The sequence below is a fragment of the Vicinamibacterales bacterium genome, from assembly GCA_036496585.1.
Taxonomy (GTDB): domain Bacteria; phylum Acidobacteriota; class Vicinamibacteria; order Vicinamibacterales; family 2-12-FULL-66-21; genus JAICSD01.
The window spans coordinates 58,158-83,602 of record DASXLB010000020.1; the positions used below are offsets into that span (position 1 = coordinate 58,158).

The window sequence follows — 25,445 nt, forward strand, 5'->3', positions numbered from 1 at the left end:
TGGTTCGTGGAGGCGCCGGCGCTGCCCGAAAGCGGACAGCGCCGGCGAGGAGAGCGAACCGGAGGATCGAGCTCCTGCCGAGGTTACTGCCCGCCGGCCCTCCGGCCTGCCGCGGCGTAGGGATTCCCGCCGAGCGCGTTCGAGATGTCGGCGATGGCCTTCTGGGCACGGATGCTGTTGCCGGCATCGTCGAGCGGCGGCGAGACGACGGCGATGCCGAACTTGCCGGGCGAGACGGCAATGATGCCGCCGCCGACGCCGCTCTTCGCCGGCAGGCCCGTGTGATAGAGCCACTTCCCGGAGTCGTCGTAAAGACCGGCGGTGGCCATCACGGCCAGCACGCCCGGCACCTTGCCGGAGTCGAGCACCTGCTTGCCGGTGACCGGATTCTTGCCGCTGTCCGCCAGCGTCGCTGCCATCATCGCCAGGTCTTTGGCGTTGACGCCGATCGAGCACTGCCGCGTGTAGAGGTCGACGGCCTGCTGCCAATTGTCCTTGATGTAACCGTAGGCGAGCATCAGCGCGCCGATCGCCTGGTTGCGCTGGTTGCTGTCGGACTCGGACTTGTAGACGTCCTGCAGGACGCTCAGCTGGCGGCCCGCCGCGTCGTCGTTGAACCCGATGATTTTCTTCCAGACGTCGTCGGCGGTCGAGCCCTTGACCATGCTGGTGGCGGAAATGGCGCCGGGGTTGACCAACGGATTCATTTCCGGCGCGCCGGTCCCGGCGACGACCTTGACCGCCTCGACCGCGATGATCGAGTTGAAGCGCGCGCCGGTGGCGTCGACTCCGATGCGCTTCTCGACCGAATCGAGCCCCTGCTCCTGGATGACTTGCGCCATCGTGAACACCTTGGAGATCGACTGGATCGAGACTTCAGTCTTGATGTCGCCAGCCGTGTAGACCTTGCCGTCGACGGTGACCAGGGCAATTCCGTAGAGGTTGGGATCGACCTTGGCGAGCGCCGGGATGTAGTCGGCATTCTTGCCTTCCTTGAGATCCTTGTACTTGGCGAACGCCGCGTCGACCGCCTGCTGCGGGCCGGCGGACTGCGCGGTCATGCTGACGGCGCCGAAGCCGGCGAGCGCCACGAGCGCGGCCACTGCGAACACGTTGATGCGTCGAATCATTACTGGCCTCCGAGCTTGACCGAGAAGTTGTACTTGAACGAGAACTGGATCTTCACGCCGTCGCTGTGGAATCCGTCCGAGTTGTTCTCGCGGCGGCCCCACTGGAATTCGCCGCCCACCATCGCGTTCTTGACGGGCGAGTAAAGGACGTTGCCCAGCATGTAGTGGCCGATGTGAAACGCGTCGGGCGCCTGACCGTCGGTGTTGTGGTTGTCTTGCATCGAGTAGCCGATGGCTGTCGTCGTCTTGGCGTTCCACGAGTGATCGAGAAAGAGGCTGACCGCTTCGATCGGGACGGCCTCGCCGGTGATCGGCGTGACCGTGTTGCCCGGCTGCAGCTTGATGCCGACGTCGACCGGCGAATCGTTCATCGCATTCTGGATGCCGGCCCCGGAAACGAAGGCCAGCCGCAGCACATCGTGCTTGCCGGCGTTGACGTTCGAGGACAGGTTGATGCCCCAGCCGGTCGTGCTGCCCGAGAGATCGAACGCGTCGGCGAGCGTGTCATCCCACTTGATGTAGCGCAGCTGGCCGGCGATGCGCAGGTAGCCCCATCCTGCCATCTCCTTGAACGCTGCCGAGAAGTCAGGGACCGGAAACCGCGGCTTGATGTTCTGCAGCTCGATGCGGTCGGCGTAGACGCCGCCGTCGCCGCTGGCGCCGGGACGCTCCAGCGCGACCATGAACGTCTTGTGGGCATCGCTGACCGGCGTCCAGCGGACCTGGACGTTGCGGTACCAGGCGAGACCGGTCGGGCCCCAGTACTCGAGCGAGTTCGGAAAGGCATCGGGATCCGTGAACGGGCTCCAGTACTGGCCGGCCCCGAAGTGCCCCAGTTCGCCCCACGCGTGGCGCAGGCGGAACGTCGTCTGCCCGGAGTCGACCCCGGTGCCGAACAGCTCGAACTCGAACGTCGTCTTGAGATCGCCGAGCTCGGTCGGCGTCGACGACTTGAACCCGAGGCGGCTCTGGCGCACGCCGGAAAACGTGCTGTTGTCCTTGCCGAATTCATCCTTCACCGCCGGCAGCTTGGTCAGGCGGAGGGTGTCGTACCAGTCGGGATCGATCTGGGTGAAGTTGTGGCCCATGTCGAGCATGGCGAAGCCATAGATGTCAAAGCTTGGCTTGGCGTCCGGGGCCGATTGTGTGGCGGCGGCCGGTTCCGGCGACGGACCTGTCCCCTGCGCGCGTGCCGCCGTAACCGGCACGGCGACGCACGCCACGAGCAGCGCGCCGCGCGCGACCGCTCGAATCGCTATCCTAACTGACATGTGCTTTCTCCCAATCGCGGACGCGACGACGGCCCTCGTCGAAGATCCGTGTGTAATTGCCCTTGCGCACCTTGAAGCTGGCGTCGGGCGTGAGTTGACGAAAGACCGGCGCCCACATGTCGAACACCGCGTAGTACGGCGCGGGACCCGACGGCGCCACCGTGTCGGTCCCGAAGAGGAAACGGTCCGGATACTTGTTGAGGAGCGCTGCGGTGCGCGCCGCCGTCTCGGGCGACGACACGGCATACTTGGCGACCTCGTCCCACGAAATGTCGAAATTCACGTGCGCGAGCGCCGGATCGGCGAGCATCGCTTGGACGATCTCGATGTGGTTCGGCGGCCGCTCGGCCGATTCCGCCGATACGGACGCGGGGTGCACGACGCGTCCGAGGCCGGTGTGCGCCCAGATGATCGACGTCCGCGAGTGCCGCTTGAGCAGCGACTTCATCTGCGTCAGGTAGACCGGCTCGGCATCGACCTTCGAGAACGGCATGTCGATGTCGCTGTGCAGGATCACGACGAGTCCCGACTCGGCGGCGAAATCGAGGATGCGGTCGAGCGCCGGATTGGTCAGGCTGGCGGTTTCGCCCGAGACCTTCGACGACACGAATTCCTTGTGGATGCTGAACTCGCCGATGCCGCTGAACACACCTGGGAACGTCGTCAGCACCCGCTTGATGTGATCGACCGCGTACATGTCGGCCGGGTTGAAGCCGGTGATCATCGGGTCGAAGCGCGTCCGCTCGGCGGCCGGCAGCTTTGTGTAGACGGCGGCGATGTACGCGTCGGTGAACGAGTAGTAATAGAGGGGCGCGTCGCTCTGCAGGTAGTAAGTCGGCGCGAACTCCCCCGAGTTGTTGTAGGACCACTGCTGCTGCAGCGGAATCCCGAAGAGCGTCGAGCGGCCGACCCGCGTTCCCATGATCTGCAGGAACTGCTGCGGCGTGATCCCCTGCTGGATGTAGTTGGTCAGGTGGAAGTGCGAGTCGTAGAACTGGTCGGGCGCGTCGGCCGGCGCCTGGCGCGTGAGTGCCAGCAGCGCGAGCGTGAGAGCGCCAAGCGTGCGTGTCATGAGCGCCTCGCCAATCAGAAGTTCATCTCGAAGTTGAGGTGGAACACCGGCCCTTTCGCCCCGACCGGATAGGGGTACGCGGTGTAGCCGACCGGCGACCGGTTGACGTACATCCACTCGCCGTTGATGCGGATGCCGCGCTCCTTCATCGGAAACCAGTTGCCGCCGCCGCGCACTTCCCAGTCGTCGCCGTAGGCGCCGCCGAAAATCTGCGACCAGCTGAAGTAGGTCTGGAGGATTTTCGGGATCGGCATCGCCGACGTCTGCATCTGATAACCGCTGTCGTTGACGTCTGGTATGCCCGCCGTGTTGACCCCTTCGAAGTTGCGAAGCCAGCGCCAGTAGGCTTCGCCCTCGATCGCCAGCCCCTTGTACTTGAGGCCGGCATCGATGCTCGACATCCGGTAGTCGACTTCGTTGACCGTGACGCCGGGGCCGAACAAATCTGGTGTAAAGACGATGCTGCCGTCGCTGAGGCGAATCTGCGTGTTCTCGATGCCGTCAGTGCCCGGCTGGCTCTGCTTGTCCTCGAGGCTGTGGGTGTAGTGGATGCCCACGCGTGTCGCGAGCTTCTCGTGGCCTTCGTAGTCGCCGTACCCAGCCCACGGGCCGAACTCCCCGGTCGTCGGCAGCCACTGCAGCATGAACGACTGGGTGTCGAACTTGTTGTCGAGTTGCGCGGCGCTGACACCGAGCGTGCTCAGGTTGTTGGCGAACATCGCCATGTACTTGAACTTGGTTTTGACTTCGCCTTTCAGCCAGACGCCGGACGTGTACGAGCCTCTGAAAAACTCGTCCCCAATCAGGCGGTCGTCGACACCAAGCCAGTACGGGAACTGTCCTTCCGTGCTGCGCACGCTCGGGAGCGACGTGATGCCGGCGCCGACATTGACGTATCTGTTGAACGCCCAGGTCAAGTTGCCGGCGCCCACGACCTGCGCCGGATCCCCTTGTGACGTGTTGGCGGACCAGACGTACAGGTAGTACCGCATCTTCGGGGTCAGGAACCATCCGGAGAACGGCGAGAACCATTTCTGCAGCTGGATGTCCTGGCGGCGTTGCACCGTGTGCGAGTTGCCGAACGCGTCGACGTAGCTTTCGTCGAGGTTGCGCTGATTCAGATACCGGGCGTAGCTGAAGAGGCGCAGATACATCTGGCCTTTTTCGCCATCGAAGAGCAGGAACCCGCCGTTGGGGATGTAGCGCGGGGCGCCGATTTTCGTGGACACCGCTTCCACCGTGCTCGCCGTGGCGAAGTCGGCGCTGCAGCCGTCCGACACCCAGATGCTCGTCTGGTCGTAGCCCCACGTTTTGCCGAGGAGGCAGGCGGCAGTGCCGCTCGATCGCACGAGCACGACGCCCGACGACGTATCGGCCGCGCACTGCGTCCGTTCACCGGCTTTCGAGACGCACGATACGGTGATCTGCGTCGCGCCAGGAGGCGTGGGCGGCGCCTGTGCCGGGGTCGCAGGGGCGGGCGACGTCTGTTGCGCCCTTGCCGGACTGGCAGAGAGGAGAACGACTACGAGCACAGACACCACACACAACCACGACCGCCGAACAATCATCTCCCTGAGCGGAGCACGCCGGGTGCCGTTCGGCGGGATTCGTCAGGGCGTGCTAAGTCGTTGATCCAGCAGCGATCCTCGCCCGCGTCCGCGAGGCCATTGCGATCGAGGCTCCGATATCCCGGAGCTTCTCCGGCAGTCATCGGACGACCCCCTGTCAGTGTTTGCTATCGGGTTGACGGCGGCACAACCGCGGCGCGCCGCCCGCCAGGCCCGCTTCCTACGCTATGCCGGAGTCGTCGCGCGCCGATCCACTCGCGGCCGGAGATCGACAGCGGTTCCGTCCGAGTGCCTGCACCCTCAAGTTCTTTCATACGCGAGGGTTCCCGTCATCCTCCTTGAAGTTTGCGGCGGGCATGCGCCCTGCTCAGATCGTAGACGTCGCGGTCTCCTGACAGCCGCGCATTCCTCCACCGAGGCCGACAATGCACAGCCCGCACGATCCGATTGACGCTCTGTCCGTTCTCTGCTGACGGGGCCCGTTCTCTTGCCGGAGGGAGCGCGCGTGAGAAGGGAGCGTAAAGCCGCGACGGTCGGCTGGCTGGTTATGGCGGTGTACTACTTCTACCAGTACACGCTGCGATCGGCCCCGGCCGTCATGATGCCGCAGTTGTCGGCAGCGTTCGGCCTGACCGCCGCCGGTGTGGCGTCGATGGCGGGCCTGTTCTACTACGGCTATTCGCCGTTCAGCCTGGTCGCCGGCATCGCCATGGATCGTCTGGGGCCGCGTCGGGTCGTCCCCATCGGCGCCGCCGCGGTCGGGATCGGCGCGCTGCTCTTCGCCTCGGGCAACACGGCGCTCGCCAATGCCGGGCGCCTCCTGCAGGGCGCCGGCGGCGTGTTCGCGCTCGTCGGAGCCGCCTACATCGCCACCACCAACTTTCCGGCGTCGCGCGCCGCCACGCTGATTGGCGCGACCCAGATGTTCGGCATGGCGGGCGGCTCCGCAGGGCAGTTCGTCGTCGGTCCGATGATCGCGTCCGGCATGCCCTGGAACACCTTCTGGGCCGCCATGGGGATCGCCGGCGTCGCGATCGCGGTCTTGTTGTATCTGCTGCTGCCGGCCCGCGCCGCCGAAGAGCGGGTTACGCACGGCAGCCCGTGGACCGCCTTTGGCGTGGTCTTCCGCAACCCGCAGTCGATCCTCTGCGGCATCATCGCCGGGCTGATCTTCATTCCGACCACCATCTTCGACATGGTCTGGGGCGTGCGGTTCCTGCAGGAGGCGCATGGGGTCGAGTACGGCACCGCGGTGCTGCGATCCGCCACCGTGCCCTGCGGGTGGATCATCGGCTGTCCATTCCTCGGATTCCTGTCGGATCGCATCGGCCGCCGCAGGCCGGTGATCGCCGGCGGCGCGGGTGTGCTGCTGGCATGTCTCGCGTGGATTCTCTACGGAACCCCCGGCGTGTTCCCGCCATACGTGCTCGGGCTGGTCGCCGGCATTGCCTCAGGGGCGGCCATGCTGCCTTACACGGTCATCAAAGAAGCGAACCCGCCGGAGTTCAGCGGCACCTCGACGGGCGTCGTCAACTTCGTCAACTTCACGTTCAGCGCGCTGCTCGGTCCGGTCTTCGCCGGTCTGCTCGTCGCCGCGAGCGGCGGCGCCGATCAGATGTCACTCGAACACTACCAGTCAGCGTTTCAGCCGCTGCTCTACGGGGTCGCGCTGGCAATCGTGCTGACCTTCTTTCTCAGGGAGACGGGACCAGCCGGCCGCACGGCGATACCCGTCGAGGCAATGGCCACTCCATGACCACACAGACCGGCACGGGCAAGTACGAACAGCTCCTCCTGCGGTGCGCGAAGCTCGATCCCGTCGCCACCGCCGTCGCCCATCCGTGCGAAGCGAGCGCCCTCGCGGGCGCCATGGACGCGGCCGCCCAGGGACTGATCGTCCCGATTCTCGTCGGTCCCGCGGCCAAGATCCGCGACGTCGCGGCGGCGGCGGGCATCGACCTTGGTGCGACCCGCATCGTCGACGCGGTCCACAGCCAGGCCGCGGCGACGACGGCGGTCGGCCTGATCCGCGCCGGCGAAGCGGATCTGCTGATGAAGGGCAGCCTGCATACCGACGAACTGCTCGCCGCGGTGATCGCGCGCGAGACGGGGCTGCGCACCGGACGCCGGCTCAGTCACGTGTTCATCATGGACGTCCCGACGTACCACAAGGTGCTGGTGGTGACCGACGCCGCGATCAACATCGCGCCGACGCTCGAAGACAAGGCCGACATCGTCCAAAACGCCATCGATCTGTGCAGGTCGCTCGGCCTGTCGCGGCCCAAGGTGGCGATCCTGGCGGCCGTCGAGACGGTCACCTCGAAGATGCCGGCCACGCTCGACGCCGCGGCGCTGTGCAAGATGGCCGAGCGCGGGCAGATCACGTCGGGTATGCTCGACGGCCCGCTCGCCTTCGACAACGCGATCAGCCGCGAGGCGGCCCGGACGAAGGGCATCACGTCCGAGGTCGCCGGCGACCCCGACGTCCTGCTGGCGCCGGATCTCGAGGCGGGCAACATTCTCGCCAAGCTGCTCACCTTCCTGGCCAACGCCGACAGTGCCGGCCTCGTGCTCGGCGCGCGCGTGCCGATCGTGCTGACGAGCCGCGCTGACAGCGTTCGCTCCCGCATCGCGAGCTGCGCCGTCGCAGTGCTGGCCGCGCACGCGAGGCGGCGCGACGGCGGCGTCGCGGCCGTTTAGGGACGCCGATGGACGCCTATGCGCTGGTCCTCAACGCCGGCTCGTCGAGCCTGAAGTTCTGCGTCTATCGCAGCTCCGAGCCGAAGGTGTGGCGGGTCGAGGCGCGCGGCCAGATCGACGGCATCGGCAGTGCGCCGAAGTTCACCGCGAAGAACGAGGCCGGAGAGCGCATCGCCGGCGATCCGCTGGAGGCGTCCGTGACGGACGGGCGCGCGGCGCTCGACCTGCTGGGCGGCTGGCTGCGCGGCCGCTACGCCGGCGCGAAGGTGGTCGGCGTCGGCCACCGCGTCGTCCACGGCGGCGCGCGCTATCGCGGGCCGACGGTGGTGACCCCGGCGGTGCTCGCCGACCTGCGCGAGCTCGTTCCGCTCGCGCCGCTGCACCAGCCCTACAACCTCGACGCGATCGAAGCCGCGGCGGAGCAGCTGCCGGGCGTGCCGCAGGTCGCGTGCTTCGACACGAGCTTTCACCGGGGCCAGGCCGCGGTCGCCGAGCTCGTGCCGCTGCCGCGCGAGATTCGCGACCGGGGCGTGCAGCGCTACGGCTTTCACGGCCTCTCGTACGAGTACATCGCCTCGGCGCTGCCGACGATCGCACCCGCGATTGCCGACGGTCGGGTGATCGTCGCCCACCTCGGGAGCGGCGCCAGCCTGTGCGCGATGAAACAGCGCCGGAGCGTCGACTCCACGCTGGGATTCACCGCGCTCGACGGGCTGTGCATGGGGACGCGGCCTGGAGCGCTGGATCCCGGGGTGGTCCTCTACCTGTTCCAGGCGCTCGGCATGACGCCGAAGGACGTCGAGACGCTGCTCTACAAGAAGGCGGGGCTGCTCGCGATCTCGGGCATCAGCAACGACATGCGCGATCTGATCGGCAACGAGGCGCCCGCCGCACGGCTGGCCGTCGACTTCTTCGTCTACCGGGCAGCGAAGGAGATCGGCGCGCTCGCGGCCGCACTCGGCGGGCTCGACGCGCTGGTCTTCACCGCCGGCATCGGCGAGAACTCGCCGGAAATTCGCAGGCGCATCTGCGAAGCGTCTGCGTGGCTCGGAGTCGAGCTCGACGCCGCGGCGAACGCCGGCGGCCGGACTCGTATCTCAACCGACGGCTGCCGTGTCTCCGCCTGGGTGATTCCAACCAACGAAGAGCTGATGATCGCCCGGCACACCGGCGCCGTGCTCGGGCTGATCGACGCACCCGCGTAACCATCAAGGAGCACAGGTCAATGACACCGTCCCAGTGGCGAGGATTTCAGAGTGGCATGTGGCAGAAGGAGATCGACGTTCGCGATTTCATCCAGCAGAACTACGAGCCGTACCACGGCGATGGCGCCTTTCTCGCCGGCCCTACCCCGCGGACCGAGAAGATCTGGCTGACCCTGCAGGCCCTCTTCGTCGAGGAGCGGCGCAAGGGCGTGCTCGACGTGTCACAGATCCCGAGCTCGATTACCGCGCACGCTCCCGGCTATATCGATCGCGAGAACGAAACGATTGTCGGCCTGCAGACAGAGGCGCCGCTCAAGCGCGCGATCATGCCCAACGGCGGGCTGCGCATGGTGGTCAGCGCGCTGAAGACCTACGGCTACGAACCCGACCCGCACGTCGTCGAAGCCTTTTCCAAGTACCGCAAGACCCACAACGAGGGAGTCTTCGACGCCTATACGGCCGACATCCGCAAGTGCCGGCGGTCGCACGTCCTGACGGGTCTGCCGGACGCCTACGGGCGCGGCCGCATCATCGGCGACTATCGCCGGGTGGCGCTCTACGGCGTCAACCGGTTGATCGCCAGCAAGCAGGAGGAGAAAGCGGCGCTCGACGCGGAACCGTCGACCGAGGCCGTCATTCGCGATCGCGAGGAGCTGTCCGAGCAGATCCGCGCCCTGCAGGAGCTGATCCGGATGGCGGCCGCCTATGGGTTCGACATCAGCGGCCCGGCCGGGACCGCGAAAGAGGCCGTGCAGTGGCTGTACTTCGCCTATCTCGGCGGGGTCAAGGAACAGAACGGCGCGGCGATGTCGCTCGGCCGCGTCTCGACCTTCCTCGACGTCTACTTCGCGCGCGATCTGGCCGAGGGGGTACTGACCGAGGCGCAGGCGCAGGAGATCGTCGACGACTTCGTGATCAAGCTGCGCATCGTCCGCTTCCTGCGCACTCCGGAGTACGACGAGCTCTTCGCCGGCGACCCGACCTGGGTCACCGAGTCGATCGGCGGCATGGGAGACGACGGGCGGACGCTGGTGACGAAGACCAGCTTCCGCGTGCTGCAGACGCTCTACAACCTCGGGCCCGCGCCGGAGCCGAACCTGACCATCTGGTACACGCCGCGGCTGCCGGAAGGATTCCGGCGTTTCTCCGCCAAGGTGGCGATCGACACGAGCGCGCTCCAGTTTGAGAGCGACGACATCATGCGCCGGGCCTGGGGCGACGACGGGGCGATTGCCTGCTGCGTATCGCCGATGCTGATGGGCAAGCAGATGCAGTTCTTCGGCGCGCGCGCCAACCTCGCCAAGTGCCTGCTCTACGCGATCAACGGCGGCCGCGACGAGGTGAACGGTGAGCAGATCGCGCCAGCCGCCGCGCCGGTCGCCGGCGACTACCTGGATTTCGACGACGTGATCGAGCGCTTCGAACGGGCGATGGACTGGCTGGCGGGCGTCTACGTGAATGCGATGAACGTCATCCACTACATGCACGACAAGTACGCCTACGAGCGCCTCGAGATGGCGTTGCATGACTACGCGCCGCTTCGGACGATGGCCTTCGGTATGGCGGGCCTGTCGGTCGTCGCCGACAGCCTGTCGGCGATCAAGTTTGCCAGGGTCAGGGTGATCCGCGACGAGACGGGGCTGGTCGTCGACTACGCCACCGAGGGTTCGTTCCCGTTCTTCGGCAACAACGACAACCGCGTCGATCGGATTGCCTCCTGGATCGTGTCGACGTTCATGAACAAGCTGCGCCGGCACCCGACCTACCGTAACGCGGTGCACACGCAGTCCATTCTCACCATTACCTCGAACGTGGTCTACGGGAAGGCGACGGGGAACACGCCTGACGGCCGGCGCAAGGGAGAGCCCTTCGCGCCGGGAGCCAACCCGATGCACGGCCGCGACAGCCACGGCGTCCACGCCTCGGCGGCCTCGGTTGCCAAGATTCCGTACCGCGACGCCCAGGACGGCATTTCGCTGACCACGAGCGTCGTGCCTGGCGGGCTCGGCCGCAGCGAGGACGATCGCCTGACCAATCTCACGGCGATCCTCGACGCCTTCTTCGGCAGTACGGGTTACCACATGAACGTGAACGTGCTCAATCGCGAGATGCTGCTCGATGCCATGGACCATCCGGAGAAGTACCCGAGCCTGACCATCCGCGTCTCGGGCTACGCCGTCAACTTCGTCCGTCTGAACCGCGATCAACAGATGGACGTGATCAACCGCACGTTCCACGGCGCCGACGCCGTCGCCTGACGCCGCCAACCGTCAGGTTCGTATGCAGGAGTTCGCGATGCCAGACACACAGACCATTTCGCCGCCGCCGCTCGAGGCGAGGAGCCCGTTCGAACTGCGGATCAACCTCGGCACCCAGGTTCCCGAAACCGACGTTCGCGGCGCGCTCGCCACCGGCGACATGGGCTTCCTCCATTCGTTCACGACCGGCGCGACGGTCGACGGTCCTGGCGTGCGGGTCGTGGCCTGGACCGCCGGCTGCATGTTCCGGTGCCTCTACTGCCACAACCCCGACACCTGGACGATGAGCAACGGCATCCCCGTGACCATCGAGACGGCGACCGACGAGCTGCGCAAGTACCAGCACGGGCTCAAGATCATGGGCGGCGGCTTCACGCTGAGCGGCGGCGAGCCGTTGATGCAGCACCGCTTCGCGGTGAAGCTCTTCGCAGCGGCGAAGTCGATGGGCATCCACACCGCGCTCGACACCAACGGCTTCTACGGCGCCAAACTCAGTGACGCCGAGCTCGATTCGATCGATCTCGTCCTGCTCGACCTCAAGGCATGGGATCCCGAGCTGCACACGCGCCTCACCGGCATGGACAACGCGCCGACCCTGGAATTCGCGCGGCGTCTCGCAGCGCTCAAGCGGCCGATGTGGATCCGCTTCGTGCTCGTGGAGGGGGTGACCGACAACCCGGCCGACATCGCCAGCCTCGCTCGATTCGCCGCCGGACTTGGCACGGTGCAACGTGTCGACGTGCTGCCGTTTCATCAGATGGGAAAGTACAAGTGGAAGCAGCTCAACATCCCCTACGCGCTCGCCGACGCCGACCCGCCGTCGCGGGCGCTCGTCGAGAAGACGATCGGCATCTTCCGCAACGCGGGCCTGAGGACGGTGTGAGCCATGGCTGCTGACGGACACGCCGCGCCAGCCATCACGGCAGACGAGGCGCTGACGCGCCTTCAGGACGGCAACGCGCGCTTCGTGCGTGGCGACGCGCGGTTCCCGACGGTGCAGAAGGAGATCCTCGCCGGCCTGGCGAGCGGTCAGCATCCTTACGCGACGATTCTCGGCTGCAGCGACTCGCGAGTGCCTCCCGAGCTCGTCTTCGACGCGGGCTTCGGCGAGCTGTTCATCATCCGCGTCGCGGGGAACGTCGTCTCGACGGAGATCATGGGCACGATCCAGTACGCAGGGGTGCATCTGCAGACGCCGCTGTTCGTCGTCCTCGGCCACCAGCGCTGCGGCGCGGTGGCGGCGGCGCTGGCGGCGCGGCACGATGGCGCGAGTCATCCCGAGCGCATCTCGCGCCTGCTTGACAGCATCCAGCCCGGCCTCGACGGCCTCGACCCGTCGCAGCCGCCCGCGGCGCTGCTCGACTCGGCGGTCGAGGCGAACGTGCGCTGGTCGATGCGCCAGCTGCTGGAAACGGAGGAAGGTCAGGCGCGGCTGCGCGAAGGACGCTTGAAGCTGGTGGGGGCGATCTACGAGCTGGAGACCGGCCGCGTGCGCTTTCTCGAGTAGTTGACCGCGTGACACCTTGTCGCGGTCGACCGCGCGTCGACGCTACGCCGACCCAGTTTCGAACACGTGATACGCCCAAGGGCCGAGATCGAGATACAGCCCGCGTGCGGCGAGGTCGGAGCCGGCGCGCTCATACCGCGCGTCGCTCGTCAGGTCGGCAAAGCGGACCGTGCGGCCCAGGTCAGTCCACGGCAGGCGGACGTAGCACTGCGCCGCGGTGTCCCCGTAGTTGACGGCGATGAGCAGCCGGCTGCCGTCAGCCCCCTGCCAGGCGCAGGCGACGAAGTCGTCTGCGGTCGCGTTGCCGTCCCACGCCGGCGCGCACTCGAGCAACTGCCACGCGCCCTCGCGAATGTCGGCGCGGCGGAGCACCGCCAGCAGGCGGTCGTAGAAGCGCCGCAGGTTCTGGTTGGGCGTTTCCTGCGGCGCGCGGACCAGGTGCGGTGAGATGCGGGTGCGGCGGCCTTCGAACTGCCCCTGATGGAAGAAGCGGAGGCCAGGCGAGAGGAACGCGATGACGGCGGCCGCCTGGTGGACGTCGTCGGGGAACGCCGCCGCGGCGCGCGGCTCGTCGTGGTTCTCGAGAAAGCGCGCCAGCTTGTCCTGGTAGTCGAGCCCGGCGTGCAGGTGTTGACGGAGCGGACCGGCGCGCCGGTCGCGCAGCCGATCGTAGAGCGGCTTGTCGTAGACGTAGTCGAAGCCGTCCTGCTGCATCCGCCATTCGAGATCCCAGTAGGCCTCGGCCATGAAGCAGAACCCTGGGACGAGGGTCCGCACTTCGGATACTGCGCGCTGCCAGAAGGGCTGCGGACGCCGCCGCCACGTGCGCTCGAATACCTCTGGCAGCACCAGCATGGCCATGTCGCAGCGCACCCCGTCGCACTGCGCCGCGATCGCGGCGAGCGTGCCGCGCATCGCGTCCTGCGTGTCGGGATTGCTGTAATCGAGCTGCAGCGTATCGGGCCAGCCGGCGAAGCTCGGATCCCGGCCATACGCGAACACGCGATCGCCCAGACGGGTGTAGTTGTCCGGTTCGCGTCCGAGATCGGCGTCCGTCCCCTGGATGTACCAATCGGGATGCGCCTCGACCCAGGGATGATCGAGCGCCGTGTGGTTGGGGACGAAATCGAGCATCAGCCGCAGACCGCGCGCCCGCAGCCGCGCGCGCATCCGGGCCAGCGCCGCCGGTCCACCGAGCCCGGCGGCCGCTGTGTAGCCGGCGATGGCAAAGCCGGACCCGGCGATGTCCTCGTCGCGCAGGTCGGGAAGCGCCGCCTGGAACTCGGTGCGCCAATCGGCGCGGCTGCGTGAGACGGCCCGCCCGGCGGTGCCGATGTCCCAGGCGCTCAAGAGCCACACCCAGTCGAAGCCGATTTGCGCCAGGCGATCGAGCTCTTCGTCGGACACGTCATCGAGCGTCGCGGCCCGGCCCAGCCGCCCGGCGATCTCGGTCAGCCAGACGCGGGTGTTGATCTGATAGAGCGACGGATAGCGTGGTGTCGGCATCCGCAACTCACGCGCCGCGCGGCGGTCGGCCCTGCGGGATCGGCGTCGCATCCGCGACGCGGAACGGCGGCGCCTGGTAGCCGGGCGAGCGCAGCGCTTCCGGGATGGCGATGGTGCTGCCGTCGCGGATCGAGGTGTAGTGCGGCGACATGATCTCGACGCCCGCCGCGTAGAACGCGTCCTGGATGCGCGAGTGCAGCGCGGCGTAGATATCGGCCATGTCGTTTGGCACCGCCGTGTAGGCGTTGATCTCGTAGGTGACGTAGAAATCGTTGAGCGCCGTCTGCCAGACGAACGGCCGTGGGTCGGCGAGTACGCCCGGCGTCCCGAGCGCCGCCTGCGTGAGCAGGTCGTGAATCCGCCGCCACGGCGCATCGTAGCCGATGGTCACGCTGGTGTGGAGGATCAGGCCGTGCGTCTTGGCTTCGCGCGAGTAGTTCGTCACCGTCGTGCTCAAGGCAATGCTGTTCGGGATCGTCACGTGCTCGTGCTTGATCGTCCGCAGCCGCGTCGCCAGCAGCGACGTTCCGATCACGTCGCCGACCGCGTCGCCGACTCTCACCCGATCGCCCGGCTTGAACGCGCCGCTGTAGGTCAGCACCAGGCCGGCGATGATGTTCGAGAGCGCTGAGCTCGACGACAGCGAGACCAGCACGCCGATGAACACCGAGACGCCGGCGAACGCCGGCGAATCCGACGCCGGCAGGTAGGGGAAGGAGACCACCAGGCCAAAGGCAATCAGCAGGACGCGGGCGATCTTGTTGGTCGGGCTGGCCCATTCCGGCGGGAAGTTGTCGAACGCGACGCGTCCGTCCTCGATCTGCCGGAAGAAGGCGTTCACCAGGCGGATGCCGACGTGGATCGCCGCCGTGATCACCAGCACGAACAGCAGCTTGGGCAGGTATCCCGTGACGGCGATCATCACCCAGCGCACCGGCGCAAACGCGTAGCCGACCAGCTTGAACGAGATGACCCGCGTCCAGGGAAAGAGGCCAAGCGTGTAGGTGAGATAGAAATCGAGCGCCAGCAGGAACAGTCCGAGGCGGACGATCAAGGCCGCGGTCGCGAGGCCCTGCGACAGCCGGTTGGCCGAGAGCATCTCGGACGGGATGACCGCGAGCGTATCGGCTTTGGAGGCGAGGCGGCTGGCGAGCGCCGCGCGCAGCCGGCCGCTGAGTCGCTGGATCCCCCAGACGACGAGCGCGAAGGCCAGCGTGGCGATGAGGCCGAACACGCCGGACCTGATCAGCGTCGCCGGAGCATAGCGGAGACGCTCGTTCCGGATCGCCGTCTCGAGGATCCGGGCGTACTGCTGCGCCAGGGAGGTGCGCGGCGCCCCGATCGACGCTGCGTCGCGCGGCGTCACGAGCATCAGCAGGTGCGACCCGGCCCGAATCTCCGACGACCCTTCGGCTTCGACGACCATGACCGAGGGATCGCGAAGCGCGCGATCGTGCACGGCCTCGAGCAGCCGCTGGCCGATGCGGTCGGCCCGGTTCTGCGGCGAGTACGGACCGATCGGGACGGTCACCCAGAGGAGCGGCTCCCCTTCCAGCGTCACGGCGGTAGGCTTGAGCTGATCCGACTCCAGATCGGCGACTGCCGTTGTCTCGGCCGCCTGCGTCGCGTTCTGGGTGGCGGCTGGCGGTGTCCCGTTCTGTGGCTCTGCCGACGTCGTCGCGGACATGGCCATCAGGATGACGGCGAGTGCGAGAACGCCTCGGAAAGACATTGCCTCAGGCCTGTGCCAGCGCGTCACCACCTGTTCCCTCCGCCATTCGGCCGGCATGGAATCCACCAGTTGGCCGGACTCGGATCCACCGGCGGGTGCGACTCCGCTGCCGTCACGTCTCCAGGCGAACGCCTTTCGCAGTCTAACTACCTGGTCCCTTGAAGCTGCGTGTTGATTCTCGGATCGCTCTCATTTCAGCGCCGCCGGCCGCCGCCGCGCGACGCACCTCCGCTCCGCGACGCGCCGGCGCTGCCGCGATAGCTGCCGGTACCGCTGGTCCCGCTGCCGCTGCGGTAGTTGCCATAGTCGGTGGTGCGGCTCGTCCCTTCGGTGCGGGCCCGCGAATCGCGATTCAACTGATCCATCGTGCCGCGGTCGACCGACGAGGTGCCGGTGGTCGGCCGGTCGGTTCCGGTGCGGCTCGACGAGGACGTCGGCCGATCGCCCGACGGCTGGTTCGGCGTGTTGTTCCAACCGCCGTTGTCGTACTTCTGCCAGGTGCCGTTGTCTTTGCGGTAGACGTTGCCGTCCTTGCCCGCGTAGACGTTGCCGCCCGAGCCGGCGGCCACGCGGCCGCCGTTGTCCCCCTTGCTGACCACGCCGTTGCCTTCACTCGACTGAATCGTGCGGGTCGTGTTGCCGGTTCGGTTGTTGGTGTAGCGGTTCGTCTTGGCCCAGTCGTCGCCGCGCTGTACGGAGGTCGATCCCCAGCTGCCGTAGACGTTCGATCCCTGGCGCGTCTGCGCGTAGGTGCCGGTACGAGGGTTGTACGCCTGCGCCACGCCGCGCGCGCCGTATGGACCGTAGGCCGCTGCGCCGCGGGCGTAGGTGCCGGTACGCGGGTTGTAGCGCGCGCCGACGCCGGCACCGCCGTACGGACCATACACAGCTGCGCTCCGGCCGTAGGCGCCGGTGCGCGGGTTGTACCACGCCGAATACCCGTAGGTGGAGAAGCCGCCGTAGTAGTACGGATAGCCGCCGTAGAAGCCGTAGTAGGGCGGATAGTAGTAGCCGGTGCCCCACACCATGCAACCCCACGCCACCATCATGCCGGTATAGCCGGCGGCGGCCGCGAACGTCACCCACTCGTCGTTATTGTCTTCGACGGTGACGTAGGTGACGTGATTCGCCGACGAGCTCGCCGGAATCTTGTAGATCTCCTGCGGCACCGTCGAAGCGACGGTCCACGGGCCGCTCGCCGACGTCGCGCTCTCGAACCACACGCCCTGGTAGCACATGTAGTACTTGCCGCCAATCAGGAACACGTCCTTGTCGGTGTTGACGGCGCGCTGGACCGTGGTCTGTTCGATTGGCTTGAAGTCGGGCTGGCCGCCCTGGAACGCGACGTCCGGCGCCTTCACATCCTTCTTGTTGACCCGCGCCGTCTGAGGAATCTGCGACACGAGGATCGCTTCGTTGGCCTCATCGGTGCCGGGCACCGAGGCGAGCACCCGCGAGCGCGGATGCTCGAGCGGAATCTTCTTGAAGTCGGGCGGCAGGTTGGGGGTCGCGAACGTCCACGGACCGGTGAAGTCGGGCGCCGAGAACCAGCGGCCGGTCACCAGGTAGTAGATCGTCCCCGTTTTGCCCGCGCGGAACACATCGCTGTCGGTGTTGCTCACCCACAGGAGGCTGGTGCCCTGGACCGGGTCGTACTTCGGTTCGCCGCTAAGGAGGAGCAGCTCACCGGGTTTCATCGTGACGAGGACTTTCGGCACGGCGTTCGCCGCCACCGTCTTGCCTGGGAGCGCCGCCTTCACGTCCTTCCAGTTCTCGTCGGCGGGAAGTTTCGAGAAGCTCCCCGGGAGTTTGCCGGCCGGAGTCCACGGGCCCTTCAGGTCGGTCGCTTTCAGCCAGCCGCCCTCGTTGAGCAGGTAGTAGACCTTGCTCGGCGCGTGCTGGAACAGATCCCAGTTCGTGTTGACCGCGAAGGTGAGGTCGTTCTCCTTGATCGGGCTCATGATCGGGTCGCCGTCGAGGTTGACGATCACCGCCGGCGTCTTGCTGAAGAAGATCGGCGGCGGATCCGCCTTCACCCCTTCGACGTTCTTCGGAATGATCGTGCTCTTGTCGATGTTGGCGAGCACGCGATCCAGCGCGATGACGCGCTCGTCGTCCGGCAGTCCCTTGTCGATCTCCTCGGTGATCTGGCGGACCTTGTCCTTGGCGAGGCTGCCGAAGTTCGCCTCGGTGATGTTGAGATTGACGAACTTGACGAGCCGATCGCTGACCGCGACCTTGGTGTCGGCTTCGAGCTTCACCGTGCCGAGCGCGGGCTTCTCGCTGGCCGTGGTGCGATAGGAGACCGCGCTGAAGGCGACCACATGCGCCTGCTTCTCCCACGACGAGATCTGCGGCTGGTACATGAGCATGCTGGCGCCGCCCGGCATGGCGACCGCGCGCGGCCAGCCGCCGTCGACTGGTGCAGCCGGCGCCGCGGCGGGCTTGGCACCGGCTGCGGCGGGTGCGGCCGTCGACTTGCCTGCCTGTGTGGTCGTCGCCGGCTTCGCGCTCGTCGCGGCTGGCGTCGTGGACGGCTTTGCGGCAGGCGTCTGGCCGGCCGGCGCTGCGGGCTTCGCGGCCGGTGCCTGCGCCGCCTGGAGAAGCGGCATCGCAGGATTGAGAATCAGCGTCAGGACGGCAAACGTGGCGGCGGCCGGCTGCCGGCGGTGAACATGTGTCATGGGGACAGACCCTTCCTGTATGCGGCAGAGCAGCGACCGTGCCGGCCGGCGCCCCGACGGAGAGGATCCGCCGGCCCCGCGGAACCGGCCTGATCTGACCGATCTCCCATCAGGCGCCGTGTCAGCATAGATCAGGACCCTCCGTGGAGCCGGAGGCGCTCCGGAATACCGGGTGGCCTGCTGCCGCGATCCCTGCCTGTTTCCGCCCAATTTCCCCACCCGGCGCGCGGCGCGGGCGTTGCACAGCCAATCAGATTCTGGAGTCGCCAGTATCGCAGCGCTCTTGACCCTTCCCCGCCCGAAAGGAACCGTATGCAGATGAGACGAGTTTTCGCCGGATTGGCCGTGACGCTCTTCATGGCCACCGCCGCGATGGCCCAGGACGTGACCTACGACTTCGCCAAGGACGCGAACTTCTCGGCGTTCAAAACGTACGCCATGAAAGAGGGCACGCCGGTCGGCCAGCAGCTGATCGACGATCGCATCGTCGCGGCGATCGACGACGCCATGAAGGCGAAGGGATTCACCAAGGCGACGAGCAATCCCGACGTCTTCGTCGTCTACCATGTCGCGTTCGACAAGCAGAAGGACATCTCGACCTTCAGCTCCGGCTACGGCGGCGGCTATGGGGCGTACGGCTGGGGATGGGGCGGCGGCTGGGCAGGCGGCACGACCACCACGCAGGTGCGCGACATCCTGAACGGCACGATGGTCATCGACATGGCCGACGCCAAGAAGAACCAGATCGTCTGGCGCGGCATGGGCACGAAGGAAGTCGACACCAAGGCCAAGCCCGAGAAGCGTGACAAGAGCATCAAGAAGGCCGTCGACAAGATCTTCAAGAACTATCCGCCGAAGCAGAAGGGCTGATATGCCGCGCCATCTTTCCACGTTCGTACTCGTGGCGGTGACCTGCCTGCCGGCCGTGTCGGCGGCGCAGGCCGCGCCGCCCGGATTGGCGTCTGCCGCGCAGAACAAGACGCTGAACCTGATCGCCTACGCCGAGCTGCTGCGATCGGATCTCCGCGCCGAGAAGGTGGCGATCATCACCGAGATGATGGAGTTCACCGAGGCCGAAGACAAGGCGTTCTGGCCGATTTACCGCGAGTACGACGCGGAGATGGCCAAGCTCGGCGACGAGCGCGTGGCGCTCATCGCCGACTACGCGAAGAACGCCGATCAGCTGACCGACGACGCGGCCGACAAGCTGGCCCGCAAGGCGCTCGATCTCGAAGACCGGCGTCAGGCGGTCAAGTCGAAGTACTACGACCGCGTCGCCGCCGTCCTGAAGGGGCGCGCCGCGCTCCGGTTCCTCCAGGTCGAGCACCAGCTCCTCCTGCTCACCGACCTGCAGATCGCGGCGGCGCTGCCGATCGCGTCGAAATGAAGGAGAGGGGATGACTCGACGCGCACTCTCGACGACGGCGCTATTCCTGCTCGCGGCCGGTGCGACGCTGTCGGCCGATCGGGTCCGGCTGCGCTCCGGAAAGATTGTCGAAGGGATGTTCATCGGCGCCGACAGCAAGTCGGTGCGCGTGCTGCTCGACGACGGCCGCGTCACCGAGGTGCCGATCGAGCAGACCCTGGCGGTCGAATTCTCGGCGCGCAAGCCGGCGCCGCCGCCGGCCGCCGCCCCAGCCCCCGCGGCAGCCGGACGAGCCTCGCGTCCGGCGCCGGCGCCGCGCGTCGTCGTGCCGGAGGGCACGCGCATCAACGTGAGGCTCACGCAGGCGATCGACGTCGACATCTCCTATGCCGGCCAGACCTTCAAGGCCGTGGTCGATGACCCGGTGTCGATCGGCGGCGCCATCGCGATTCCGCGCGGCGCCAGCGCCACCGTGCAGGCCGTGGGTGTGACGCAATCAGGGTCGATGAAGGGCAGCGACAAGATCTCCCTGAAGCTGCACTCGATCACCTTTGGCGGCAACGTCTACGACGTGTCGAGCGGCTATGTCGAAACCAAGGGCAAGGGTGAAGGCAAGAAGACCGCGCGCAAGGTCGGCGGCGGCGCCGGTCTTGGCGGCATCATTGGCGGCATCGCCGGCGGTGGTGAAGGCGCGGCAATTGGCGCCCTGGTCGGCGGCGTCGCCGGCGCGGCGGTCGCGGCCGGCGGCGAAGAGCACCTCAAGCTCGACGCCGAAACCCGCCTGCAGTTCCCGCTCGCCTCGGCCCTCGCTATCCGTCCCTGACCTCTGGGCGGTCGCCAACCCCGCAAGTGGGGCGACCGGCGGTCGCGATCTACGGCGTCCAGCCGCCGCCCAGGGCTCGGTAGAGATCGGCGACGGCGCGAAGCTCGGCGCCGCGCGTCTCGGCCAGCAGCAACTGCTGCTGGAACAGGTTCTGATCCGCGATCAGGATCTCGATGTAGGACGCCAGCCCGGACTGATAGCGCGATCGCGACAGGTCGGCGGCATCCGCCAGCGCGGCGATGCCTTCTTCCTGCTGGACGCGGATTTCGCGCAGCTTCTGGATCTCGATCAGCGCATCGGCCACCTCGCGGTAAGCCGTCAGCGCCGCCTTCTGGTACGACGCCAGCGCCTGCTGATACTGTGCCTGCGCCGCTTCGTAATTGTGCTTGTTGCGGCCGGCGTTGTAGACCGGCTGCAGCAGGCTGAATCCCGCCGACCAGACGATCGATCCGCCGCTCAGGAGCGTGGTGAAGTCGCCGCTCAGTCCGCCGAAGAAGCCGGTCAGGCTGATCGACGGGAAGAAGAGCGCCTTGGCCGCGCCGATGTCGGCGTTGGCCGCGACCAGGAGCTCCTCGGCGGCGACCACGTCGGGCCGGCGTTCGAGCAGCGCCGCCGGCAACCCCGCCGGCACCGTCGGCGGCGTCTGCTGTTCGGCGAGCGTGCGGCCGCGGGCGATCGACGCCGGTGGCTTGCCGAGCAACACGCTCAGCGCGTTCTCGGTCAGCGCGATGTCCCGCTCGATCTGGGGAATCGCCGCGGCCGTCACGGAGCGGTTGGCCTGCACCTGATCCAGTTCGAGGCGGTTGGAGACGCCGCCCTGCAGGCGGTTCCGGAAATAGACGATGGTGTCGTCGTTGATGCCGAGCGTGCGCCGGGCGATCTCGAGCTGCAGATCGAGCTCGCGCAGCCGGAAATACGCCGACGCCACGTCGCCGACCAGGGACACGACGACGGCGCGCCGCCCCTGTTCGGTCGAGAGGAACACCGCCGTCGCCGCCTCGTTCTGTCGCCGCAGCCGGCCGAACAGATCGGCGTCCCAGGCGGTCTGCACCCCGACGTTCCAGTTGTTGAAGGTGCGGTCCTCTCCTTCGTTGGCCTGCGGCGGCTGCGCGTTGCGGGAGCCCTGGCTGGCCGCGAACCCGAAGCCGGCGTCGACGGTGGGGAAGCGGAACGAGCGCGCGATGCCGGCGCGGGCCCGCGCCTCCTCGACGCGGGCCGCCGCCACACGCAGGTCGAGGTTATTGGTCAGCGCCTCGTGGATCAGATCCTGGAGCACGGTGTCGGAGAACACCGACATCCACGGCGCGTCGGCGAGCGACGCCGCCTGCGCGGCTCCGTCGAAGCGGTACTGCGCCGGCGACACCATGACCGGGCGCTTGTAGTCGGGACCGACCGTGCAGCCGGCCAGCAGCAGCGCCAGTGAGAGACACGCGGCAGCCCTCAATGTGCCCCCCCGCCGCTCTGCCCGGCCACCGCCGGTGCGGGCGGCCCGGCCTTGGCGGGATGCGGGGCAGAACTGCCGACCATGCGTTCCACCGCGACGAACAGCATCGGCACCAGCAGCACACCGAGGATCGTCGCAATCAACATTCCGGCAAAGACGGCCATGCCCATGACCTTGCGCGCTTCGGCGCCGGCGCCCGACGCGGTCAGCAGCGGCACGACGCCGAGGATGAACGCGAAGGCGGTCATCAGGATCGGCCGGAAACGCAGCCGCGCCGCCGTCAGCGCCGCCTGCGCCAGCGGCTCTCCCTTCTCGTGTTCCATCTTGGCGAACTCGACGATCAGGATCGCGTTCTTGGCGGCGAGACCAATCAGCATGATCAGGCCGATCTGCGCGAACACGTTATTGACGTAGCTGGTCGAGAAATGCCGTGCCGCCCACAGGCCGAAGAAGGCGCCGAGCGCGCCGAACGGCGTGCCGAGCAGGACGCTGAAGGGCAGGCCCCAGCTCTCGTACTGGGCGGCGAGGATCAGGAACACCAGCAGCACGGCGAGCGCGAAGGTCAGGGCAACGCCGGGGGCGCGCCGTTCCTGGAACGACATGTCGGCCCAGTCGTAGCTCATGTCGGGCGGCAGCGTTTCCTTCGCCGTCTGCTCGAGCGCGTCGAGCGCCTGCGTCGACGAGAATCCTTCGGCCGGCACGCCGGTCAGTTCCGCGGTGCGATAGAGGTTGAACCGGTTGGTGAACTCGGGGCCGGCGATCGGCTTGGTCGTGACCAGCGTGTCGAGCGGCACCATGGCGCCGGTGTTGCTGCGCACCGAGAACAGCCGGAACTGCGAGGGGTCGACGCGGAATTCCGGCTCGGCCTGCGCGTAGACCTTGTAGACGCGGCCGAACCGGTTGAAGTCGTTGATGTAGGCGCTGCCGAGCAGCGCGCCGAGCGTCGTGTTGACGTCGCTCAGCGACAGTCCCAGCTTGGCGACTTTCGATCGGTCGATGTCGGCGTAGATCTGCGGCACGCTGGAGCGATACAACGTCGAAACGCGGCCGATCTCCGGGTGCTTGCGCGCCGCCTCCATGAACCGCTGCGTCTGCTCCGACAGATAGTCGGGTGAGCCGCCGCTGCGATCCTGCAGTTCCATCGTGAAGCCGGCGCCGGTGCCTAGGCCCGGAATCGACGGCGGTCCGAACGCCACGACCTGGGCGCCGGGAATCTGCTCGGCGAACGCACGATTCAGCGCCGCGACGACTCCATTGGAGTGGTCCTTTTCCTCGTGGCGATCGTGCCACGGCTTCAACTGCACGAAAAAGAAACCCATGTTGGACGAGTAGGCGCCGGTCAGCAGGCTATAGCCGGTGATGGTGTTGAACCCCTGGATCGCCTCGTTCTTTTCGAGAACGGCTTCCGCCTGCCGCATCACCGCATCGGTCCGCTCGAGCGACGCCGCGTCGGGCAGGAGTGCGTTGACCAGGAGGTAGCCCTGATCTTCCTCGGGCACGAACCCGCCGGGGATGTGCCGCGCCAGTACGACTGTCAGGCCGACGGTTAGCAGCACGAACACCATGCCGCGGCCCATCTTGCGCACGAAGTAGGTGGCGACGACCATGTAGCCGTTGGTGCTGGCCCCGAACACCTTGTTGAAGCCGTTGTAGAACGGCGTCAGCAGCGACTTGCCGCCGGCTGGCTTGAGCAGCAGCGCCGACAGCGCCGGGCTCAACGTCAGCGCGTTGAGCGCCGACAGCAGCACCGAAATCGCGATCGTGATCGCGAACTGCTGGTAGAGCTTGCCGGTGATCCCGCCCATGAAGCCGACCGGCACGAACACCGCCGCCAGGATGAGCGCGATGGCGATGACCGGTCCGGTCACTTCCTCCATCGCCTTGTAGGCCGCCTCCTTGGGCGCCAGGCCGTGCTCGATGTGGTGCATCACCGCCTCGACCACGACAATCGCGTCGTCGACGACGATGCCGATCGCGAGGACGAGGCCGAGCAGCGACAGGACGTTGATCGAGAAGCCCAGCAGCGGGAAGAACATGAACGCGCCGACCAGCGACACCGGCACGGTGAGGAGCGGAATCAGCGTGGCGCGCCAGTTCTGCAGGAAGATGAACACGACGATGATGACGAGCACGACCGCTTCGAGGAGCGTATGGACGATCTCGTTGATGCCCTCCGACACCGGCAGCGTGGTGTCGAGCGAGACCACGTATTCCATGTCGCGCGGGAAGCGCTCCTTGAGCTGCTCCATTGCCTTCTTGATGCCGTCGGCGACCTGCATCGCGTTGGTGCCGGGAATCTGGAAGATCGCGATGACGGCGGCGGGCTTGCTGTCGTGCCGGCCGACGGCGTTGTAGAGCATCGTGCCGAGCTCGAGACGCGCGACGTCCTTCAGCTTCACCTGCGAGCCGTCGGGGTTGCTGCGGATGATGATCTCGCCGAATTCTGCCTCGTTGAGCAGGCGCCCCTGGGTGCGAACCGTGTAGGTGAACTCGGTGCCTGGCCGCGCCGGTGGACCGCCGATCTGCCCGGCCGGGCTCAGCTGGTTCTGCGCGGAGATCGCGTTGACGATGTCGGGGACGGTGATGCCGAGGCGCGCGATGCGATCGGGACGCAGCCACACGCGCATGGCGTAGTCGCTGCCGCCGAACAGGTTGATCTGGCCGACGCCCTGGATGCGCGCCAGCGTGTCGTTGATGTTGATCGTCGTGTAGTTGGCGAGGAACTGGTTGTCGTAGGTGCCCTTCGGCGATTTGATCGAGATGACCAGCAGCGGAAACGCCAGCGCCTTCTTGACCGAGACGCCGTAGTTCTTCACCGACGCCGGCATCTGCGGCTGCGCCTGGCTGACCCGGTTCTGCGTCAGCACGTTGTCCATGTCGAGGTTGCTGCCGACCTCGAACGAGACCTTCAACGTCAACGTGCCGTCGTTGGCGTTGGTCGACTTCATGTAGATCATCTGCTCGACGCCGTTGATCTGCTGCTCGAGCGGCGTTGCCACCGCCGCCTCGACGTCGGTCGCGCTGGCGCCGACGAACGTCGTCGTCACCTGCACCATCGGCGGCACGATCTCGGGATACTGCGCGATCGGCAGGCTTTTCATCGCCACCACGCCGAGCAGCACCATGATGATCGACAGCACCATGGCGACGATCGGACGATTGATGAAGAATTTGGCCAT

General features: G+C 67.1%; 18 protein-coding genes. 9 read left to right on the plus strand and 9 right to left on the minus strand.

The annotated features are described in order from the left end of the window. Nucleotides 1-83: 83 nt before the first annotated feature. The 4 genes from glsA to VGI12_06190 are packed head-to-tail and all read right to left on the minus strand — an operon-like array spanning nt 84 to nt 5,005. On the minus strand, nt 84-1,130 hold the full coding sequence (gene glsA / locus VGI12_06175; protein HEY2432242.1) for a glutaminase A: 1,047 nt from the start codon (nt 1,128-1,130) through the stop codon (nt 84-86). Next, on the minus strand, nt 1,130-2,401 hold the full coding sequence (locus VGI12_06180; GenBank protein ID HEY2432243.1) for a DcaP family trimeric outer membrane transporter: 1,272 nt from the start codon (nt 2,399-2,401) through the stop codon (nt 1,130-1,132). Before VGI12_06180 ends, glsA begins: the two co-directional genes overlap by 1 nt. Further along, on the minus strand, nt 2,391-3,473 hold the full coding sequence (locus VGI12_06185; GenBank protein ID HEY2432244.1) for an amidohydrolase family protein: 1,083 nt from the start codon (nt 3,471-3,473) through the stop codon (nt 2,391-2,393). The genes VGI12_06180 and VGI12_06185 overlap by 11 nt, the downstream gene beginning before the upstream one ends. 14 nt (nt 3,474-3,487) lie before the next feature. Next, nucleotides 3,488-5,005, minus strand: a complete 1,518-nt coding sequence (locus VGI12_06190; GenBank protein ID HEY2432245.1) for a DUF3011 domain-containing protein — start codon at nt 5,003-5,005, stop codon at nt 3,488-3,490. 541 nt (nt 5,006-5,546) lie between these two features. On the opposite strand from VGI12_06190, the gene VGI12_06195 reads away from it, so the two are divergent. The 6 genes from VGI12_06195 to VGI12_06220 are packed head-to-tail and all read left to right on the plus strand — an operon-like array spanning nt 5,547 to nt 12,711. Next, nucleotides 5,547-6,797, plus strand: coding sequence for an MFS transporter (locus VGI12_06195; protein HEY2432246.1), 1,251 nt, complete (start codon nt 5,547-5,549; stop codon nt 6,795-6,797). Continuing rightward, nucleotides 6,794-7,741, plus strand: a complete 948-nt coding sequence (locus VGI12_06200) for a phosphate acetyltransferase (GenBank protein HEY2432247.1) — start codon at nt 6,794-6,796, stop codon at nt 7,739-7,741. Before VGI12_06195 ends, VGI12_06200 begins: the two co-directional genes overlap by 4 nt. 8 nt (nt 7,742-7,749) lie before the next feature. Next, on the plus strand, nt 7,750-8,946 hold the full coding sequence (locus VGI12_06205) for an acetate/propionate family kinase (protein ID HEY2432248.1): 1,197 nt from the start codon (nt 7,750-7,752) through the stop codon (nt 8,944-8,946). 20 nt (nt 8,947-8,966) lie between these two features. After that, on the plus strand, nt 8,967-11,204 hold the full coding sequence (pflB, locus tag VGI12_06210) for a formate C-acetyltransferase (GenBank protein ID HEY2432249.1): 2,238 nt from the start codon (nt 8,967-8,969) through the stop codon (nt 11,202-11,204). 37 nt (nt 11,205-11,241) lie between these two features. Continuing rightward, on the plus strand, nt 11,242-12,087 hold the full coding sequence (gene pflA, locus VGI12_06215) for a pyruvate formate-lyase-activating protein (protein HEY2432250.1): 846 nt from the start codon (nt 11,242-11,244) through the stop codon (nt 12,085-12,087). 3 nt (nt 12,088-12,090) lie between these two features. Continuing rightward, nucleotides 12,091-12,711 (plus strand): carbonic anhydrase, encoded by a 621-nt coding sequence (locus tag VGI12_06220; GenBank protein ID HEY2432251.1) that lies wholly within the window; start codon nt 12,091-12,093, stop codon nt 12,709-12,711. Nucleotides 12,712-12,753: 42 nt separating this feature from the next. Here VGI12_06220 and VGI12_06225 read toward each other — a convergent pair whose 3' ends face one another. From VGI12_06225 to VGI12_06235, 3 genes are all read right to left on the minus strand, one after another. Beyond that, the gene (locus VGI12_06225; protein HEY2432252.1) at nt 12,754-14,217 is read right to left on the minus strand and encodes an alpha-amylase family glycosyl hydrolase; all 1,464 of its coding nucleotides are present in this window, start codon (nt 14,215-14,217) and stop codon (nt 12,754-12,756) included. Between the two features lie 7 nt (nt 14,218-14,224). Next, nucleotides 14,225-15,949, minus strand: coding sequence for a mechanosensitive ion channel domain-containing protein (locus VGI12_06230; protein ID HEY2432253.1), 1,725 nt, complete (start codon nt 15,947-15,949; stop codon nt 14,225-14,227). Nucleotides 15,950-16,143: 194 nt separating this feature from the next. Continuing rightward, nucleotides 16,144-18,633 (minus strand): hypothetical protein, encoded by a 2,490-nt coding sequence (locus tag VGI12_06235; protein HEY2432254.1) that lies wholly within the window; start codon nt 18,631-18,633, stop codon nt 16,144-16,146. Between the two features lie 318 nt (nt 18,634-18,951). On the opposite strand from VGI12_06235, the gene VGI12_06240 reads away from it, so the two are divergent. The 3 genes from VGI12_06240 to VGI12_06250 are packed head-to-tail and all read left to right on the plus strand — an operon-like array spanning nt 18,952 to nt 20,822. After that, on the plus strand, nt 18,952-19,503 hold the full coding sequence (locus VGI12_06240; GenBank protein ID HEY2432255.1) for a DUF4136 domain-containing protein: 552 nt from the start codon (nt 18,952-18,954) through the stop codon (nt 19,501-19,503). A gap of 1 nt (nt 19,504) precedes the next feature. Then, nucleotides 19,505-20,020: a hypothetical protein gene (locus VGI12_06245; protein ID HEY2432256.1), complete on the plus strand. Its 516-nt coding sequence runs from the start codon at nt 19,505-19,507 to the stop codon at nt 20,018-20,020. 10 nt (nt 20,021-20,030) lie between these two features. Beyond that, on the plus strand, nt 20,031-20,822 hold the full coding sequence (locus VGI12_06250) for a hypothetical protein (protein HEY2432257.1): 792 nt from the start codon (nt 20,031-20,033) through the stop codon (nt 20,820-20,822). Nucleotides 20,823-20,871: 49 nt separating this feature from the next. Here the strand turns inward: VGI12_06250 and VGI12_06255 are convergent, their stop codons facing one another. Then, nucleotides 20,872-22,266, minus strand: coding sequence for an efflux transporter outer membrane subunit (locus tag VGI12_06255; protein ID HEY2432258.1), 1,395 nt, complete (start codon nt 22,264-22,266; stop codon nt 20,872-20,874). After that, on the minus strand, nt 22,263-25,445 hold the full coding sequence (locus tag VGI12_06260; GenBank protein ID HEY2432259.1) for a multidrug efflux RND transporter permease subunit: 3,183 nt from the start codon (nt 25,443-25,445) through the stop codon (nt 22,263-22,265). Before VGI12_06260 ends, VGI12_06255 begins: the two co-directional genes overlap by 4 nt.